This is a genomic window from Staphylococcus sp. AntiMn-1, from assembly GCF_001663395.1.
GTDB classification, from domain to species: domain Bacteria; phylum Bacillota; class Bacilli; order Staphylococcales; family Staphylococcaceae; genus Staphylococcus; species Staphylococcus equorum.
Genome location: NZ_CP012968.1, coordinates 1,692,401 through 1,711,315, shown reverse-complemented (window position 1 = coordinate 1,711,315; position 18,915 = coordinate 1,692,401). Strand labels below are relative to the sequence as shown.

Below are 18,915 nucleotides of genomic sequence, written 5' to 3'. Positions count from 1 at the left end.
AGATTTTAAAAAGTCTAAAAGGATAATTTAATTTATCTCGATTTTAGTTCGTTACTTGTCATCCATTTATGATTTTTAACCATTTTGTCATTTTCAGTTGATCTATAATCAACTACATAAACAGTTGTCTTATTTACATCATCTATTTTTGCTTCTGCCCCCTTCATACCTGGCATATGGTCAGCTTCTAATTTAACTGTATCACCTTTCTTAAAGCCATTTTCAGGGGCATCGGCAACTTCTTCATTAACAACCCATTTATGATTACTTACCTTTTCATCCCCATTTGTGGGTGTATAGCTTACGACATAAGCATAAGTCTCATAAGCACCTTTTACAGTAGCTTCCGCATTTTTCATACCTGGCATGTGTCCTGCTGTAATAGTAACTTCATCATCTTTTTTAAATTTACTTTCTTCTGTGCTCTCCATATCCTCTGGAACTTTATTTTCACTTTTATGTTCCATATGTTCCTCGTGTTTTTGATCTTTAGAATCTTTTTCCTCTCCACTGCCATTTGAGCAAGCTGATAATACGAGGCCTGATGCTAATATAATAAAGCTTAATTTTTTAATCATAATTTTAACCCCTATCATTTATTTTAATTTTAAAGTAAAAGCGTTAATTGCTACGATAACTGTACTTAAGGACATGAGTATTGCACCTACAGCAGGCGATAATATTAAACCTATAAAAGCTAATATACCGGCTGCAAGAGGAACGGCTACAACGTTATATCCAGCACCCCACCATAAATTTTGAATTGTTTTTCTCATAGTGTTTTTAGAAAGTGTAAAGAAATTGATAATATCGGATGGATTGCTTTTAACAAGTATGACATCGCCTGATTCGACTGCTACATCTGTTCCAGCGCCTATCGCCATTCCAATATCTGCTCTTATAAGACTGGGAGCATCATTGATTCCATCGCCAACCATCATAATTTTACTACCTCTGCTTTGATATGCTTTAATAATACTTTCTTTATCTTCGGGCATTAATTGTGCATGGACATCGTTAATTCCTAATTGTTTAGCAACTGTTTCTGCAACTTCTTTATTATCACCAGTAAGCATCACTGGTGTAATGTTTCTTGATAATAAGTCTGAAATCATTTGTTGTGAGCTTTCTTTGATTTTATCGCCTTGTGCAATCATGCCAATAACTTGTTGGTTATGAATTAAATAACTAATAGAATTACCTTGTTGAGCAAGATGAGTGAATTGTTCTTTATTATACTTAAGATTGTTATTATCGAGATAAGAAGCATTCGTTATTTTGAGTATTTTATTATCAACTGTGCCTTCTAATCCTACGCCTGGTAAATTATTAACTTCTTTAGGATTAGCATACGAGATATTTTTACCTTTAGTAAAATCAACGATTCCAGTAGCAAGTGGATGATTAGAACTACTTTCTAATGAAGCAAATAGACTCAATATTATCTCCTCATGGAATTCATCAGTAAAACTTTCATAGTGATTCACTGTAAAATCACCTTCAGTAAGTGTTCCTGTTTTATCCATCATAACGTAATCAATATGTTGGGCAATTTCTACAGATTCTCTGTTTTTTATGATTAAGCCATTATGTGCACCTATAGAAGTAGAGCGTGCTGTAACTAATGGAATGGCCAGTCCTAATGCGTGTGGACAAGCAATAACTAATACAGTAACAAGTCTTTCAAGTGCGAAGTCGATATCATTTTGAATAAGCATCCATACAATAAATGAAATTAACCCTACGCTCACTGCAAAATAAAATAAATAACCTGCTACTTGATCTGAGAGAAGCTCGGCTTTTGACTTATCATTTTGCGCCTGATTAACTAATCCCATAACTTGAGATAGGTAGCCATTTTCACCAGTGGCTGTAACTTTAACTTGTATTGTGCCTGAACCATTGATAGAGCCGCCAATAACGTCATCATTATACTTTTTGGCAACTTTTTTTGATTCACCAGTAACTAATGATTCATCAATTGATGTCTCGCCCTGAGTGATTGTGCCATCTGTAGGTATGCTTTCCCCAGCTTTAACTTCAACAATATCATCAATATTGATGTTATCAATTTTAACTTCATGACGTTGGTCATCTTCTGTCACTTTAATTGCAATATTCGGTAACAGTTCTGCCATTTTTTTCAATGCATTGCCTGCTTTACCTACAGCATTCATTTCAATCCAATGACCTAACAACATAATTAAAATTAAAGTCGCTAATTCCCAGAAAAAATCCATTGTATGCGTTGAGGAATCGGTGAAATTATTCATGTAAAAAGCATATAAACTATAAAAATAAGCCACTGAAATGCCTAAAGCAACTAGCGTCATCATGCCAGGTTTTTTAGTTGAAATCTCATCCTTAGCACCTGTTAAAAATGGTTTGCCACCGTAAAAGAATAAAATTGTAGCAAGGATTAAAACAATCCAATCAGAACCTGGAAATGAAAATTGGAATGGCAATGTAACACCCATCATTGGTGATAGAATAATAATAGGTATTGCAAAAATTAAAGAAATAAAAAATTTATTTTTAAAATTGCCGTGATGATGCGCATGACCATTATGGCTGTCATGATGCTCATGTTCGTGATGACTATGAGCATCATGATTATGGTGTTGATCATTATGTTCCATAATAAAACCCCCTATATTTATAGAATTGGTAATAAGATGATTTTAGTATAACACATACCCTATATGGGTATAAATATTTCGACTTTTCATAAATAATTTGGTAGAAAACATAATGAGAGTGTTTATTTATATTGACTGTTACTCAGGGTAATAGTTTATTAAATAAAATAGGAGGTGAAAAATATGTCTATATATTCAACAGGAGAGTTAGCTGCCCTTTTTTCTACTCACGCTTTAAATATAGCGAAAATCACTTCTGTAAAATTATTTTCGATAAACACTAATATGCTTTAATTGATAATTATTATCATTTGGAGTATATTATATAAATAGATTTAATCGTAAATGATGAGGAGAATATATAAATGCAGATATATTGGACTAAAATAAATAAGATTATTAATGAAACGTCTGAAATTAAAACGTATTTACTTGATTGCCCAGAGGGATTTACTTGGGAAGAAGGATCTCATACACACATGGGCTTAAAAGGCTTTAATGAAGGCGAAAAACCAAATAAAAGCTTGGTGCGCCATATGTCGATTTCTACCGTTCCTAATGAGAATATAATTGGAATTACTACAAGAATAAGAAAACAATGTTCTGAGTTTAAAAATATTTTAAATAATTTAGAAGTTGGACAGGAAGTAGCAATTTTTAAAACACATTCAAATATTCCACTAAAAAGAGAAAGTAAAAATGTGTATTTACTATCTTCTGGCGTTGGTTTGGCAACATATAGACCAATAGTACTTAAATATTTAGAGAACGCTGAGGATGTTAATAAAATACATTCTATAAATGTTGATTCGTCTAGAGAATTCTTATTTACAGATATATTTAAGTCTGTACCAGATAAAAAATTCACATCACAATTTGTGGATAGTAGAGCATCATATTATGAAGAGTTAGAAAATATTGCAATGGATAAAAACGCCTTATTCTATATAGTAGGAAGCGATGAATTCGTAACTCAAAATATCGAAAAATTATTAGAATTAGATGTTAAAACGTCACAAATTGTAATTGATAAGCGTGAGAAACAACGCTCAGAATTCTTAACAATATAAATGTTTGAATTGTTATAAAATTAAAACATAAGAAGATAGCAGTGAAGAAATCTATAATGATAGAGGACTTCACTGCTATTTTTTATATTAATAGATTCCTTGGGAACTGGAATTTTAAATTTCTTTATACTGTTATATCACCATTACTATCTGCCTTTTTAAAAACAGTTAAAATCGCCTCTACGATACCAATGATTTCAGGAATACCAGTCCAACAAAACACAAAATATAATATCCCTATTTTTCTTTTGTTTGAGTAAAATTTATGGACGCCCAATCCACCTAGAAAGAAGGCTAATAGCATATAAATTATTTTGTTAACTTTCATTCAAGCATCTCCTAACTCTTTTATACGCACTATACAATATAAAAGGGGGTATACATAATATTTTGTCATTTCCATCAATTTGTTTCTTCTAAAACCAATATATCTGTATGATATAAATTATTATTACAATAACAAAATCTTAAAAAATATTTAATATCAAAATTATTTCCACGTGTTATTATGTAAATAATAATATAATATTTTTAATAACTTTTTATATCATTGTATATTTTTGTAAATCGATATGTATTAAACCTAGTTAGAATGGAGCAAATAGATGAAGTTATATTTAATAAATGTTAGTGACTTAAACTATGATGCTATACAAAAACGTTTTTTAAATCGTATAAAAGGCGACAAGCGGAGCAGAATCCATAAGTTACATGTTGAAAATGATAAAATGCTTGCTTTGGTTAGTGAACTGTTATTGTATTATGCGCTGATACAAGATTATGGATTTTCTCCTGAAGAACTCATTTTTGAGGAAAATGAGTATGGCAAACCTTTTTTAGCAAAAGCACAGAATGTACATTTTAATTTATCTCATTCAAATGAATGGGCGGCTTGTTATATCTCCAATTCGTCAGTAGGGGTCGATATAGAACAAATAGAAGACATAAATAAGAAGCTGTTTAATGATATAACACATGATAGTGAACGCGCTAAGCTGAGCAATAATAAAGAAAATTTCTTTTCGATTTGGTGCTTAAAAGAGAGCTATATTAAATTTGTAGGACAGGGTTTATATTTGAATATTCAAGATTTATCTTTTGATCTTAATAGGAAACAAAACATTAAACTGTCGTTCAATAATCAAGTTATTACAAATCATTTTCTATTGTTAGATATTATCGCAAATTACAAAGTAGCTGTTTGTTGCAAAAATATCACCGAACCTGATATTGAATTGGTTACTTATCAAAATATAAAAAATCACTTATTAAAGTGTTGTAAACCAGCTGCTCCTATAGGCTGTTTTTACACTACGTTTGTTTTAATTAATATTATTTTTTGATTTCAATAAAATATTTACAAAATATTTACAATCTATAACTTTTTATAACCTTTATTTTAATAATAATAAAAGTTATAAAAGGTTATTTTTTTAAAAAATATGTTAATCTTAAGATATAAAAAAAGGGGGTTTAATTATGGAAACAATTAATTTATCAGATGCACAAACTGAGATTATTCAACTACAAGAATATTATGAAAATAATAGTATTAATAATATATCAGTTATTATTTATATTAAACCTGGTATTAAAATAGAAGAAATAGAAAAAGCATTAAATAATCTAATAAAAACACATGAAACTTATAGAATTAAATTGAAAAAAGTGAAGAGTGAATATAAACAATATATTAGTGAACATAAAGACAAAAAATTTGATTTTGTTGACTTTAAGAATAATCAAGTAGGGTATACCAAATGGATTAATGAACAAGCACGCAAAAATTTATTTTCAACAGATAGTGACTTATTTGACTTTAAAATAGTGAAATTACCTACTGGAAAAATCGGAATATTTTTGATGGAACATCATGTCATTTCAGATGCATGGAGTATAACAGTAGCTGCAAATACAATAAGTAAATATTTAAATGATGGACCGAATAGCAAGGAAATAGAATCTACATATTTTGATTACATCGAAGAAGAAATAGAATATAAAAATACTAAAAGATTTGAAAAAGATAAATCTTTCTGGTTGAAAAAGACTGAAAATTTAGAAGACAATGAATTATTCGAGAAAAATAGTGATAATAATGGTCATAGTAATAGAAAAAGTTATAGTTTGTCTGATATTGAAACCCATAGAATACACGAATTTTGTGAAAAAAATAATATAAGTATTAATAATTTATTCTCTGCTATGATGATTATTATAAAATATAAAAAAACGACATCGAAAAAAATTTCAGTTGGGTCGATAATGCATAATAGAAATAAAAAAGCAGAAAAAGGAGTTACAGGAGTATTTTCAAGGGCGTTGCCAATTATAATTGATGTCTCTAGTGATTATTCTATATCTGATTTATTAACTCAAACAAAATATGAAACCTTCAATATATTAAAGCATAGAAAATACCCTTATAGAAATATAGTAGAAGATAGTGGTGGGCAAAAAGGACTATTAGACTGTCTGATCTCTTACCAAAATACTCAATACAGTCATGAAGTTTTAAAAAATGTTTATTCAGATGAATGGATAGAAAATGGCTCAAATAACGCGCCATTAACTGTGAATATTAGTAATAGAAATCGAAAGAACACTTTAACTGTAGATTATGATTATCAAACAGCTATTGTAAATGAGAAAGAAATTATAGATTTACATAATATTATTTTAAAAATCATGGATAAGGCAATAGAAAAACCAAATACAAAAATCAAAAATATAGAGATATTGGATGAAAATGAGAAATATACAATTTTAAATGAATTTAATGATACAGAGGCTAGTTTAAATAATAAGGAAACATTTGTAGAGCGTTTTGAAAAACAAGTAAAAGCAACGCCTTATCAAACAGCCATTACGTATGAAGGTGAAAGTTTAAATTATGATGAGTTAAACGCACGTGCGAATCAGCTTGCCTATCAATTAAGAGCTGAAGGTGTTGGAGCTAACAGTTTAATTGCCTTAATTATGGATCGACAACTTGAAACGATTATTGGTATTTATGGGATTTTAAAAGCAGGTGGTGCTTATGTTCCAATCGATCCTAAGTACCCAATTGACCGCATTAATTATATTTTAGAAGATAGTCAACCGAAGGTTTTATTAACAGATCGAGAATTAGATGAAGCTATAAATTATGGAAATAAAGTCATTGATTTAACTGAAACAACAAGGTTAGAAGCATTCCCAACTTCTAATTTAAAACAAATTTCAGATGAGTCTAACTTAATGTATGTTATTTATACTTCAGGTACAACTGGAAAACCGAAGGGCGTTATGGCGCATAGTGGAGGCGTTATGAACCGTTTAAACTGGGTGATAAATAAATATAATGTCGATGGTGAAGATACAATATTATTTAAAACGCCTTATACATTCGATGTTTCAGTATGGGAAATCTTTGGCTGGGCAATGCTTGGTAGTCAAATTGTTCTACTACCTTCTGGAGAAGAAGGGAACCCTGAAAAAATAACTGAATTATTAGAAGGTTACTCAGTAGCGATGGTTCACTTCGTGCCGTCGATGTTAAATATGTTTGTTAATTTTATTAAATCTACAAACAACGCACAAGCCATTTCGAAACTAAAATATGTTTTAGCTAGTGGAGAAGCATTAAAACCGGAACAAGTTAATGACTTTAATCATTTTATTGGAAATAAAAACAATACTGCCTTACTCAACCTATATGGCCCTACTGAAACAACCGTTGACGTAACAAGTTTTGACTGTGAAAATCATAAAACATATGATTCGATTCCAATCGGCAAACCAATCTCCAATATTCAAGCTTATATTTTAAATGAAGATAATAATATAATGGGTATCGGAGTGCCTGGTGAACTTTGTATTGCAGGTGTCGGTGTCACAGCAGGTTATTTAAATCGTCCTGAATTAACACAAGAGAAATTTATTGATAATCCATTTGGGAAAGGTAAATTATATCGTACGGGAGATTTAGCGAAATGGAATGGCGACGGCAATATTATTTATATAGGCCGTATAGATGAACAAGTTAAAATACGCGGTTATCGTATTGAATTGGGTGAAATAGAAAGTATTTTAAGACAACATACTCATATCAATGATGTAGCGATTGTAGCGAGACCGATGGTTGATAATGAACTATCTATTTGTGCGTATTTAGTATCAGATGACTCACTTGATTTTGGATCTTTAAAAACATCTTTAGGTCAAAAGTTACCAGATTATATGATACCTGCATATATGACGCAACTTGATGAACTGCCAGTAACTTCAAATGGAAAGCTGAATAAAAAAGCTTTACCAGAAATTAAAGTTGAAAGTAAAGTATATGTAGCGCCGACAAATGATATGGAAAGCGCTGTAGCAGAAACGTTTGAAGCAGTATTACATGTGGATCAAGTTAGTATTCATGATAATTTCTTCGAAATGGGAGGAGATTCACTTAAGGCTATAAAGTTAACATCTTTAATATCTAAATCATATAATATATCAATTAAAGACATCTTTGAGTTACAGACCATTGCATCTATAAGTAAAGCGTTGGTTGAACGTGAAGAAATGAATGTAATGACAAAATTAGACGCATTAAAAATTCCGAATGTTAAGAATGAACATCATTTTAATAGTGACTTTATATCTGAAATCAATGATTACAAAGTGAAAAGTAATGAAAATTATAAATTTATTGATAAAGATGTAGTTAAATCAGATAAACAAATATTATTGACAGGAGCTACAGGTTATTTAGGTATCCATATATTAAAAGATCTACTAGAACGTAAAGATTTAATTATTTATGTCTTAGTGAGAAATAGTGAAAAAATAAGTGGTGAGAACAAATTAAATAACAATTGGTTCTATTACTTTAATTCTCAATTAAAAACAGAGGATTTGAGTCGTATTCATTTTGTAGAGGGCGATATTGAATCAAAATATTTAGGTTTTTCTAATAGCAATTATGATTATTTAGTAAATAATATAGATATTATTATAAATGCAGCAGCAAATGTAAATCATTTTGCGACAGAAGAGTCTTCTTATAACACAAATGTTAAATCAATCCATAACTTAATATCGTTTGCAAAAGATAAAAATAAAAAAGAAATTCACCATATGTCTACAATTAGTATAGCTTCAGGCAGTATAGAGGATAAAGATAGTAGTACTTTTTCTGAATATGACGTGGATATTTCTCAAAAACCAAATAATATTTATATTGATAGTAAAATAGAAGCTGAAAAATTACTTATTGCTTATCGTGAAGAAGGCATTGAGACGAACATTTATAGACTAGGTAACTTACAATGTGACTCTAGAACAGGAATTTTTCAAAAAAATGAAGAAAACAATGCTTTTTATAGTGTTATAAAATCATTCAAGATGCTTCAAAAGTTTCCAAGGCTCGAAGAAGATGACTTAGAATTTACTCATGTGGACCAAGCTGCAAAAGCATGTAATAAATTAATATTGAATGATCAATTAAGCAATGAAATCCATCACATTTATAACAACAAGCGCTTATCACTCCAGAAATTAATGGCAGTATATAATGAGAACAACCATTATATAGAAGCTGTTTATTGGGATGCTTTTTTGGATCACTTAATGGAATGTATAAATCTTGGTGTAATGAGTGATGAAGTCAATGCATTTCTACTGCATACAGGTATCTTAGACAATACATTATTTAATAAAGCACATTTTGAAATTTTGGATTATAAAACTAATTTCATACTAGAAAAATTGAATTTCCAGTGGGAACCAACAAGTGAAAATACATTAAATATAATGATTAATCATACAAAAAATAATTTCTAACAAAATGAGGTAGCAAATTTTATTTTGCTACCTCGTTTTTATTTTTTAGGATCTATACTAAACAGGACAGACTTAAAAATCAGTCCTGTTTTTTGGTATAAAAAAGCGCAAAAAATATCTATCATTGACAATAAGATGGATGAATTTAAATGCGTTAAACATGTGGACAAGTGTTAATAGTTTCATCTTTTGCGACGCAACAACATATAAAGTCATGGATATCGTAAAAGATAGAAAATTACACTCATGAAAAATATTTACCGTTTCACTTAACAGAAAGGTACAAAGTTTTGACTCATACACTTGATATGTATGAGCCGTATTTTACTAACTTCAATACTTTATGCTTCTTCAAGCAAAAAAGAGATTAAGCAACATAAGGTTGCCTAATCTCAAAAAATTGTATCAATCCTCTTTAACAAAGAGCCTTAATCTTTCTCCATGACCTGGAAGTTCTAATGGTTTTAAAGCAATATCATTTTTGAAGTTTATATTTTAGGGGTGAAATATAAATTTATTGCCCCTGCATGTGGAATACAAAACAAAGTAATATTTACCATGAATTATCGACCTCATTTAAAAGGAACAACGTCTATGTCGTTTAAGCATGTGTGCGGATTATTATGAAATTGAACTAAAATATCCATTAAACTATAATGCATTTGTTCAATATAAGTCTCGCTTAGATAGAATGTGCTGAAGTCATAATCGATATGCAATGTATTCTCATTATTTCTATTACTAATATTCATATTTAATTTGTTGTAAAGATTTGCTTCATTTAATAACCATTCCTCTTTAAAACCTTCTTTTGTAATTTCATTATCATATTGCATATTATGATATGAAATAGCAAAATCAGCTAAGGCCGTTACATCTTTTTCCTTATTTTGTTCTATTAATAATGTAGTAGGTATTTTTCTATGTTTTAGTAAAGTGAAGTTCTCTTTTTTAACTAAGTTGATAAAACTTTCAACAGTTTGCTCAGGGTTTATTTCAACAATTAATGGTAGCGCTTTTGTAAAAAGACCACAAGTTTCTTTTTCGATGTTACTACTTCTATTATGTACCATTAAACCAATTGAATTTTGCTTCTTATTCGATAATTTACTAACATATAAATGCATTAAAGACATAAACATTGTACTAATACTAATAGAATAATCACTGCACATTTTATGAAGGAACTTAAATTCATCTTCAGTAAGAGAATAAGATTTTCTTACTGATTTATAATTTTCATTTTGTAACTTTGGTAAAAAATCAGTAATTTCAAAATTCAATACTTTATTAAACCAATAATTTTTATCGATTTCATAACGGTTAGAATTTAAGTATTTTTTGTCATCATTAGTGATATCTAAATAAGAATAAGGATTGGGTTCCATATTGTGGCCAATCAGAGTTTTTGCGACATAGTTAACGGAATGCGTTATGCTCCATGCATCAGTAATAATATGATGATGTGTGAAGAAAACGCAATGTTTTCCATCGGGTTTTTTTACAATTGTAAAGTCGTATAAATCGCTATTTAAATCAAATAAGCATTTGCTTTTTTGTTGATCAATCCAAGCGTTATATTGAGCTTCGTCTGTAAATTCAACTAATGGGAAGTATTCGAAATTAAAAGGTTGTAAAGATTGTTTTAGTTCACCTGATTCATTAATTATATGAATTCTATATGCATCAAAATTTTCAACAAGCTTATTTAATGCATTGTTTATTGCATCATAAGAATAAGTGTTTTCGATATATAATAAATTAGAAAGATTAGAAATGCTTGTATTAGGTTGTGATAACTCCAACATTGCATAATGATTTTGAGCCAAAGTTAGATTTGCAGTGGACATTTAAATTCGCTCCTGTCATAAATTATTTAGATACCGGTTTTTTGATAATAAAATTATATAGCTTAACTGGTAGTAATGCATGTAAAAAAATAGAGGTTTTAGCAAGGAAACCGACAATATATTGCGGTTTTACAAAGCGTCTTTCTATTGAATTAGTTATAACTTTAGCTACAGCGGAAGGAGGGTAAAATAAATTAAGTGAATTTAATTTAATCATTGAATTTGCCAGTGTTAAAGCTTTTTCTTCATAGATTCCTCCTTTAGCAGATGATTTAAGATTTTGAGCTGTAATAGAAGACCATTCTGTTTTTATACCACCCGGTCGAATAACGATAACGTCTATACCAAATTCGGAAAGTTCTAAACGTAAGCTTTCGCTGTATCCCTCTAAAGCATGTTTAGAAGCATGATACCAAGTTCCTAGATAATTAGGTATACGTCCACCGATTGACGATATATTTACAATTTTTCCTGCTTTTTGTTCACGCATGGAAGGTATAACGGCTCTTGTTATTTCAGATAGACCAAATAGATTTACTTCGAACTGTCTTTTCGCTTCTTCAATTGATACATCTTCAATAGCACCATATGATCCATAGCCAGCATTATTTATTAAAATATTTATATGGCCTTCTTTATTTAAAATATGGTTAACTACTTCTTTGATTGCATTATAATCTGTTATGTCTAGTTTCATTATTTTGACATTATATGCTAATAAACCTTGCATTTTCTTTGTGTTTCTTGCAAGAGCATAAACACGGTAGTCTTTTTTGGCTAACATTTTAGCTGTATCAAAACCAATTCCACTACTTGCTCCTGTGACTATAGCAACTTTCATTAAAACCATCCCCTTTGTTTTTGAAAATAAATAAAAATATTAAGTAAACTTAATATATATATGATGATTATTTTATAAATATATCACAAATTATACTTTTATTAAAAAAATAACTCTTTTTAGTTTTATTAAAATTATTAACGAAATGTTAATTCTATCTACTGAAAGTAAAATTAATGTTTTTAAATTAAATGTACTCAGTGTGAGGGTGTGAATGTACCGATGAAATTATTATTTAGAAGTAATGAATATAAAAGATCCACCATTACTACTTAATTCTAAGCAATGGTGGATCTGAGTATTTGTAATGCTATTAAATATATTAATGTCCGGCCATCCAAGGTCTGACAGCATTTGTAGTTGCACGATTTTGTTGAGGTAATTTATCTTTGGTAACGAGTTTAGGTTGTTGTCCTTGTTCAATACGGTTTTTTAACTTTGAGTCCATTCCATAGGTTTGAAAAGCAGTATATACACGTTTAGATAAATGTCCACATTCAGGGCACGAAACGTTATTGTGTATGTCGTTCATGGATTGACGAATTGTAAATTCATCACAAGTCGGACATGTGTATGTGTAGTTTGGCATTATTCATCAGGCTCCAATTCGGGCAAAATATCACCTTTGAATATTTCCCGGGGAATTGAAAGTGTAGAATTTTAAAATCAAAGAACAAATGAGAGTATCTAATACTTTCGTTTGTTTTTAATATCAACCTTTTTTACTTTTTCTTTGATTCAATACATGTACTACATCTTTAATGTATGTACCTTTTAAATTATAGCTCCATTTATAAATGAGGTAACTTGCTATTATACAAATAATAGGTAGAATAGTCATGATAAAACGCAATCCATTCTTGGTGAATTCACTTTGTTCTACACCAGGTTGATAACCTAAAAAAGTTAAACTCCAACCAGTAATCAAACCAGAAACTGCCATAGCTGTTTTCATTAAAAATGTTTGAGTAGAAGTAATGACACTTTCGTTTCTTTGACCAAATTTCATTTCACTATAGTCTATTACATCGGCAATAGAAACTGTTATAATACCCATGATAAATCCAGTGCCAATTTTTATAAAAGTAGTACCTATAACAACTGGTAATATAGCACTTGGTGAAACATAACTAGCTAGTAATAAAATGAGTAGGCCTATAATGATACTACATGTTGCAATAGGAAATATACGTTCTCTTGTAAGTAATTTGGCAATTCTAGGGAAAAGAATTAATGCTATAATTTCTACAAATCCCATACCGTTATATAGGGCAAATAAGAATTTTGATTCTGCCACATAACTAAAATAATAAATGAGTACATTGCCAATGATTTGAGTACATAAGAAAAACGTAATTAGGATACCGATATAGGCTAGTAATTCTTTATTGGTAAATAGTATTCGCCAAATATCTTTAAAGCGTAGTGTAATACCAGTATCAATATTTGTAGGAGCCTCTTTTACATTACATACGGTAATGCCCATTGTAGTTATGAAAAAAAGAATGATAATTCCTGTTAAAATTAAGAAACCAGTAGATTGATCTCCAGTGCCGAAAATTGTATCTAAATATATTACAGCGCTTAAACCTATAGCTCCAAGAATTAAGTTTGCTAAACTCGCAAAAATACGAGGGATGACAGATACTTCTTCACGTTCGGTGGGATTATTGGTTAGATTAGGTAACCATGACCAATAAGGCACATCCATCATTGTATAAGTCATGCCCCAAAGAATATACATAATTGAAATAAATATATATAAACTTGTTCCTGTTAAATCAAAATCTGTAAATAAAATAATTGTTACAATAGAATTTATAAGTGTGCCTATGACTAACCAGGGTCTGAATTTCCCCCATTTAGTTTTAGTTTTATCCACAATCATTCCCATGACTGGATCGTTAATCGCATCCCAAATACGAGCAACAAAATATAATGAGCCCACAAAACCGGCCGCAACACCTAAGATGTCGGTAAGATAATACATAAGATATATACCTATTAAGTTAACAACCAAATCTTTACCAAATGCACCAATTCCAAATGAATATTTTTCTTTACGGGTTATTTGTCTCTCCAATTATATCACCTCTCTATAGTATCTAATCAATAATGAAAGCGCTTTAAATTATTGCGTTAACAAAATACGCATAGTTAATATGCTTGTGAAATAGAGTGTTAAGCTATATGTCTACATTGTGTAATCATTAATGGAATTTAATAATCTTAGAAAAACCAGACTTTTCTAAGATAAATAGTAAAAGCCTGGTTTTTATTTTAATTATATTCTGGTAACCAATTGCCATGTGCTTCAATTAAATCGTCGCATAAGGAAATAATGTCGTTAATAGATAACTCAGCTGCGGTATGTGGATCTAACATAGCAGCTTGGTAAATTTTACTTTTACTTTTAGTTAAAGCAGCTTCAATTGTTAATAATTGTGTATTTATATTTGTTCTATTGAGGGCTGCAAGTTGTTCTGGTAAATCCCCAACATAAGTAGGTGAAACACCATTTGCATCTACTAAGCAAGGAACTTCAACAACTGCATTTTCAGGTAAATTATTGATTAATCCACCTGTATTTAAAACGTTGCCACCAATTTTAAATGGCTTATTTGTTTCCATAGCTTCAATAATATAAGAACCGTATTCATGAGATCGTTCATGTGAAAGGTTTTGATCATTAACAATATCATCGCGCATTTGTTTCCAATCATCTATTTGTTTAACACAACGTCGTGGATATTCACCTAATGGAATATTGTAATTAGCTATTAATTCCGGATACTGGCTTTTGATAAAGTATGGATGGTATTCGGCATTATGTTCAGACGATTCTGTGACGTAATAGCCAAATTTATCCAGTAATTCAAACCGAATCATGTCGTCGTGAGTTGTTTTTTGTTTTTCTTTAGCTCGCTTTTTAATTTCTGGATAAAGATCTTTTTCGTTACGTTTAATTTCTAATAGCCAAGCCATATGATTGATTCCAGCGATTTTCCACTGTATGTTATCTTTTGGTAATTCCAAAGACTCAAGTAATTCACTAGCACATACTTGCACACTATGACATAGGCCCACTGTCTTAATGCCTTCTTTCAACATAATATTTGTTAAAACAGCCATGGGGTTTGTATAATTTAAAAACCAAGCTTCGGGACAAACTTCTTTTATATCGTTGGCAAAATCTTGCATTACGGGAATAGTTCTCAAATTACGAAAAATGCCACCAATGCCAAGTGTGTCGGCAATTGTTTGTCGTAATCCATAATTTTTTGGTACTTCAAAATCAGTAATTGTAGCCGGATCATAGCCACCGACCTGTATTGCATTTATGACATATTTTGCTCTACTCAATGCTGCTTTACGATTTTGATATACTTTAATTGTAATGGTAGAATTCATATTTTGTTTCAAGTTATTCAACATCATTTCTGAATCTTTTAAACGCTCTTTATCTATATCAAATAATGCAAATTCAAAATCTTGCAAAGCATCCACAGTCATACAATCGCCTAGTACATTCTTTGCAAAAACAGTACTTCCTGCACCTAAAAATGTAATCTTTTTCAATATTTACTCCTCCTGACAGTTGGAAAATAAAACTTAAACAACTGAATTTATTTTATGGAAATAAAATACTTGAATCGCTATAGCTTACTTTTAGGTTAGTCATTAACTAGAGGATAAACAAGCGTAAATATTTTTAAAAAGAGTAATATATTGCTCTTTATCAATCGGTGAAAACTTTATCTACAGGCATTATATTGATGGTTTTTCTGTAATTATTTGGAGTTGTCCCGATAAACTTTTTAAATACTTTACTAAAATAATTACTAGAAGTGTAGCCCACTTCTTGTGCGATATATTCAATGTTCTTATCATCTGAGGTTAATAAAATAAGTGATTTGTTTATTCTAGTTTTTGCTAAAAAATTAATAGGGGTTTCTTTTATAGACTTTTTAAATTGGCGGGTGAAATGATACTTAGATAAATTAGACACTTTAACAATATCATCTAGACTTATGTCTTCTTGATAATATTTTTCAATGAAGTTAATCGCTTTTGTAATAGATAGAGGGAAATCATCAGAGTGTTGATAGCCGTATTCAAAATACTCTAAGCACTTCATAATAAAGGCGTAGGCGCAAGAAGAAGCGTCGTAACCATGGTTGATTCCGATAGTATCCACTTTTTCTAAAGTTTCTATAATATGTTTAATTGGTTTTGAGTGTAAAGGTAATTTGAATATATTTCCGTATGTATTTACAATTATATTAAATAATCTACTGACTTCATCGCCATAAATTGTGAAATAGAGAAATTCCCATTCATTTGAATTATGAGGTAGATAATAGCAATGGTTACTTGGAACTTTGACAAAAAAAGCTTCTCCTTTTTCTAAATTAAAAGTTTTATCTTCTATTTGAATAATGCCATAGCCATTTGTCGTATACTGAAAGATAAATACATCATTTTCTCCACGATTTAAACCATGCCATTTGTATTCTTGGCTTTGTTGAAGTTCAAAACCCATTGCATTTAATCCAGCAACTTTATCTTGATAATCTCCTTTAAATCTAAAACCATAAGAATTATAATTTAACCTATTTTCCAAATCTACGCCTCCCAACTTTTGTTACTCATTTTAACATGCTTCATTTACATTTCACTCATTTCTCGAACAACTAGTTGTTATATTTTGCACTTTTACAATAGGAGGTACAGATTTGAATGAAGTTTGTGTTTCTTGACAATCACGAATAATAAGTATATATTTGTAATATTAAATAAAAATAAATATAGTCGTTGAATACTGCTTTTTTCACGATGTTAAAGCTTTAGCAAGTTGTTAATAATATTATTGGCAAATTGAAAAAGTGTACGAATAGTGTTGAAAAGTTAAAATCATCCGTCATATAAGATTAAATGTAATATTTTAGAGTATAAAATTCATAAACATTCATACATATAAGGTAGCAAAGCAAATCACTTCTTTAAAAAGTGCGTTGTAATGAAGCCGACAATTGTAATAAATCATGCGTGGTTTATTGTATATTGTCGGCTTTTTTTAATGGAAAAATAACTGGACATAGCAAGTTATAAATGAAAGTAGTTTAATCTTGTAACGCTAAAAGTAATGTAAAAAGAAAGGAGAATCTAATATGCTCACATCGCTTAATGTATCAATACTGTTAATTATATTTTTTATCACTGTCATTGTTTCTGTATTGAGTGGCATAATGTTTTTAAATTCACGCATACCATTGGCGTATGTGCGTATACATATATTCTTAGTGGCATTACCGCCGCTTGTAGCATTTATCGGACTTATAGGCGCACCGAAAAATATAGAAGTAGGGTTTTGGTATTCAGATTTTCTAGCGTGGTTAATGGCCTTTTTCGTTTTAGTCATAGGCTTAATCATCCAGCGTTATTGTGTACAGTATCTAATGGGCGATCGAAGTTATAGAAAGTACTTCACTTTATTTACAATTACGACTAGTTTTGCCGCAATGGCTTGGTTAACAGGTGATTTGCGTATTATGGTTATCAGCTGGGGTGTAACGTTACTTGGTTTAACGCTATTAATCAGCTTAACAAGCGCTTGGAAAGTGACGAGAGCTGCTGCAAAAGTAACTGGTAAATTGTTTTTGTTAAGTTGGATAGCATTATTGTTGGCAGTAGTGTGGATGACATTACTAACTGGTGAATGGCGATACACCTCAATTTTCACAGCTTCAAATTTAGCTCAAATTAATGCGTGGGAAAGTTTTGGTATTAATATGCTCATTATATTAGCGGTTATGGTACCAGCTGCACAATTTCCATTTCAAAGATGGTTGATAGAATCAGTTGCAGCGCCAACACCAGTGTCGGCTATTATGCATGCAGGTATCGTTAATGCGGGTGGCGTCATATTAGCAAGGTTTTCACCGATATTTAATGGTGACATTGCAACATTCGTGTTGTTATTGTTTGCGAGTATTTCTGTACTGATTGGTGCAGGTATAAGTTTAGTGCATGTAGACTATAAACGACTTTTAGTAGGATCAACAATTGGACAAATGGGCTTTATGTTAATCCAGTGTGCAATGGGTGCATACATTCCTGCGATTATCCATTTGATTTTACATGGTCTATTTAAAGCAACGCTCTTCTTACGTTCTGGTTCAGCAGTGCGTCACTTTAATGTACCAAGTCGTGCAAGTGAGAGAATGTCATACTTATGGATTGTGTCAGGACGTATATTAGCTTTGGCGATTGGTTTAGGTTTTTGGCTTACATCACCAGGAGAAGGCTACCGCTTAGTGAGTGGACTCATCTTAGCTTGGTCATTATCTGTATCATGGACACAACTTGTAGCATTTGGAGAAGGGAAATTCGGACGTATCATGGGCTTATTGATACTCATCGTCGTTGGTGCAGTATACTTTATCGTTCATCACTTCTTCGCTAGCGCCTTACATACGATAACTTTCAATAGTGTTCAACCACCTATGCTTGTCGTTGTAATTGTAGCTTTAGTGCTCTTGCTTGGTAGTTTAATGAGTACGTGGGTCGCGCGTAATCGTTCATCGGTTGCATTTTCAATATTATATATGTGGCTTGTACGTATCGGGGATGCAAAAGCTGAGACTGTAGAACGTCATCCAAACTACCTTAAAACATATTTAACAAAAGGAGGACACTAA

At 30.6% G+C, this 18,915-nt stretch carries 13 protein-coding genes; 4 read left to right on the top strand and 9 right to left on the bottom strand.

The window, feature by feature from the left end:
• Positions 1-32 precede the first annotated feature (32 nt).
• Positions 33-578, bottom strand: coding sequence for a DUF1541 domain-containing protein (locus AOB58_RS08435; RefSeq protein ID WP_002506107.1), 546 nt, complete (start codon positions 576-578; stop codon positions 33-35).
• Between the two features lie 18 nt (positions 579-596).
• The gene (locus AOB58_RS08430; protein ID WP_002506106.1) at positions 597-2,639 is read right to left on the bottom strand and encodes a heavy metal translocating P-type ATPase; all 2,043 of its coding nucleotides are present in this window, start codon (positions 2,637-2,639) and stop codon (positions 597-599) included.
• A gap of 365 nt (positions 2,640-3,004) precedes the next feature.
• Between AOB58_RS08430 and AOB58_RS08425 the strand changes: the two genes are divergently transcribed.
• Positions 3,005-3,709, top strand: a complete 705-nt coding sequence (locus tag AOB58_RS08425; RefSeq protein WP_021339916.1) for a ferredoxin reductase domain-containing protein — start codon at positions 3,005-3,007, stop codon at positions 3,707-3,709.
• Positions 3,710-3,833: 124 nt separating this feature from the next.
• Here the strand turns inward: AOB58_RS08425 and AOB58_RS08420 are convergent, their stop codons facing one another.
• Positions 3,834-4,037 (bottom strand): TM2 domain-containing protein, encoded by a 204-nt coding sequence (locus tag AOB58_RS08420; RefSeq protein ID WP_021339915.1) that lies wholly within the window; start codon positions 4,035-4,037, stop codon positions 3,834-3,836.
• Between the two features lie 277 nt (positions 4,038-4,314).
• Between AOB58_RS08420 and AOB58_RS08415 the strand changes: the two genes are divergently transcribed.
• Positions 4,315-5,052, top strand: a complete 738-nt coding sequence (locus AOB58_RS08415; protein ID WP_237283142.1) for a 4'-phosphopantetheinyl transferase family protein — start codon at positions 4,315-4,317, stop codon at positions 5,050-5,052.
• Positions 5,053-5,188: 136 nt separating this feature from the next.
• Positions 5,189-9,523, top strand: a complete 4,335-nt coding sequence (locus AOB58_RS08410; protein WP_064783272.1) for a non-ribosomal peptide synthetase — start codon at positions 5,189-5,191, stop codon at positions 9,521-9,523.
• Positions 9,524-10,095: 572 nt separating this feature from the next.
• Here the strand turns inward: AOB58_RS08410 and AOB58_RS08405 are convergent.
• The 6 genes from AOB58_RS08405 to AOB58_RS08380 all read right to left on the bottom strand — a co-directional run bounded on the left by AOB58_RS08405 (position 10,096) and on the right by AOB58_RS08380 (position 16,838).
• Positions 10,096-11,373: a condensation domain-containing protein gene (locus tag AOB58_RS08405; protein WP_002511957.1), complete on the bottom strand. Its 1,278-nt coding sequence runs from the start codon at positions 11,371-11,373 to the stop codon at positions 10,096-10,098.
• Between the two features lie 22 nt (positions 11,374-11,395).
• The gene (locus AOB58_RS08400; RefSeq protein WP_002506100.1) at positions 11,396-12,214 is read right to left on the bottom strand and encodes an oxidoreductase; all 819 of its coding nucleotides are present in this window, start codon (positions 12,212-12,214) and stop codon (positions 11,396-11,398) included.
• A gap of 322 nt (positions 12,215-12,536) precedes the next feature.
• Positions 12,537-12,803 carry an FmdB family zinc ribbon protein gene (locus AOB58_RS08395; protein WP_064783271.1) on the bottom strand — a complete coding sequence of 89 codons (267 nt, stop codon included), beginning with the start codon at positions 12,801-12,803 and terminating at the stop codon, positions 12,537-12,539.
• A 123-nt stretch (positions 12,804-12,926) separates the two neighbouring features.
• A complete protein-coding gene (gene melB, locus AOB58_RS08390; RefSeq protein WP_064783270.1) occupies positions 12,927-14,297 on the bottom strand; it encodes a melibiose:sodium transporter MelB in 1,371 nt (456 codons plus the stop codon).
• Between the two features lie 197 nt (positions 14,298-14,494).
• Positions 14,495-15,793 (bottom strand): alpha-glucosidase/alpha-galactosidase, encoded by a 1,299-nt coding sequence (locus tag AOB58_RS08385; RefSeq protein ID WP_064783269.1) that lies wholly within the window; start codon positions 15,791-15,793, stop codon positions 14,495-14,497.
• A gap of 160 nt (positions 15,794-15,953) precedes the next feature.
• Positions 15,954-16,838, bottom strand: coding sequence for an AraC family transcriptional regulator (locus AOB58_RS08380; protein ID WP_064783268.1), 885 nt, complete (start codon positions 16,836-16,838; stop codon positions 15,954-15,956).
• A 547-nt stretch (positions 16,839-17,385) separates the two neighbouring features.
• On the opposite strand from AOB58_RS08380, the gene AOB58_RS08375 reads away from it, so the two are divergent.
• Positions 17,386-18,915: an NADH dehydrogenase subunit 5 gene (locus AOB58_RS08375; protein WP_064783267.1), complete on the top strand. Its 1,530-nt coding sequence runs from the start codon at positions 17,386-17,388 to the stop codon at positions 18,913-18,915.

Excerpts from the sequence above, each read along its gene's own strand:
- AOB58_RS08435 (WP_002506107.1), bottom strand. The coding sequence starts at position 578 with ATGATTAAAAAATTAAGCTTTATTATATTAGCATCAGGCCTCGTATTA.
- AOB58_RS08430 (WP_002506106.1), bottom strand. The coding sequence starts at position 2,639 with ATGGAACATAATGATCAACACCATAATCATGATGCTCATAGTCATCAC.
- AOB58_RS08425 (WP_021339916.1), top strand. The coding sequence starts at position 3,005 with ATGCAGATATATTGGACTAAAATAAATAAGATTATTAATGAAACGTCT.
- AOB58_RS08420 (WP_021339915.1), bottom strand. The coding sequence starts at position 4,037 with ATGAAAGTTAACAAAATAATTTATATGCTATTAGCCTTCTTTCTAGGT.
- AOB58_RS08415 (WP_237283142.1), top strand. The coding sequence starts at position 4,315 with ATGAAGTTATATTTAATAAATGTTAGTGACTTAAACTATGATGCTATA.
- AOB58_RS08410 (WP_064783272.1), top strand. The coding sequence starts at position 5,189 with ATGGAAACAATTAATTTATCAGATGCACAAACTGAGATTATTCAACTA.
- AOB58_RS08405 (WP_002511957.1), bottom strand. The coding sequence starts at position 11,373 with ATGTCCACTGCAAATCTAACTTTGGCTCAAAATCATTATGCAATGTTG.
- AOB58_RS08400 (WP_002506100.1), bottom strand. The coding sequence starts at position 12,214 with ATGAAAGTTGCTATAGTCACAGGAGCAAGTAGTGGAATTGGTTTTGAT.
- AOB58_RS08395 (WP_064783271.1), bottom strand. The coding sequence starts at position 12,803 with ATGCCAAACTACACATACACATGTCCGACTTGTGATGAATTTACAATT.
- AOB58_RS08375 (WP_064783267.1), top strand. The coding sequence starts at position 17,386 with ATGCTCACATCGCTTAATGTATCAATACTGTTAATTATATTTTTTATC.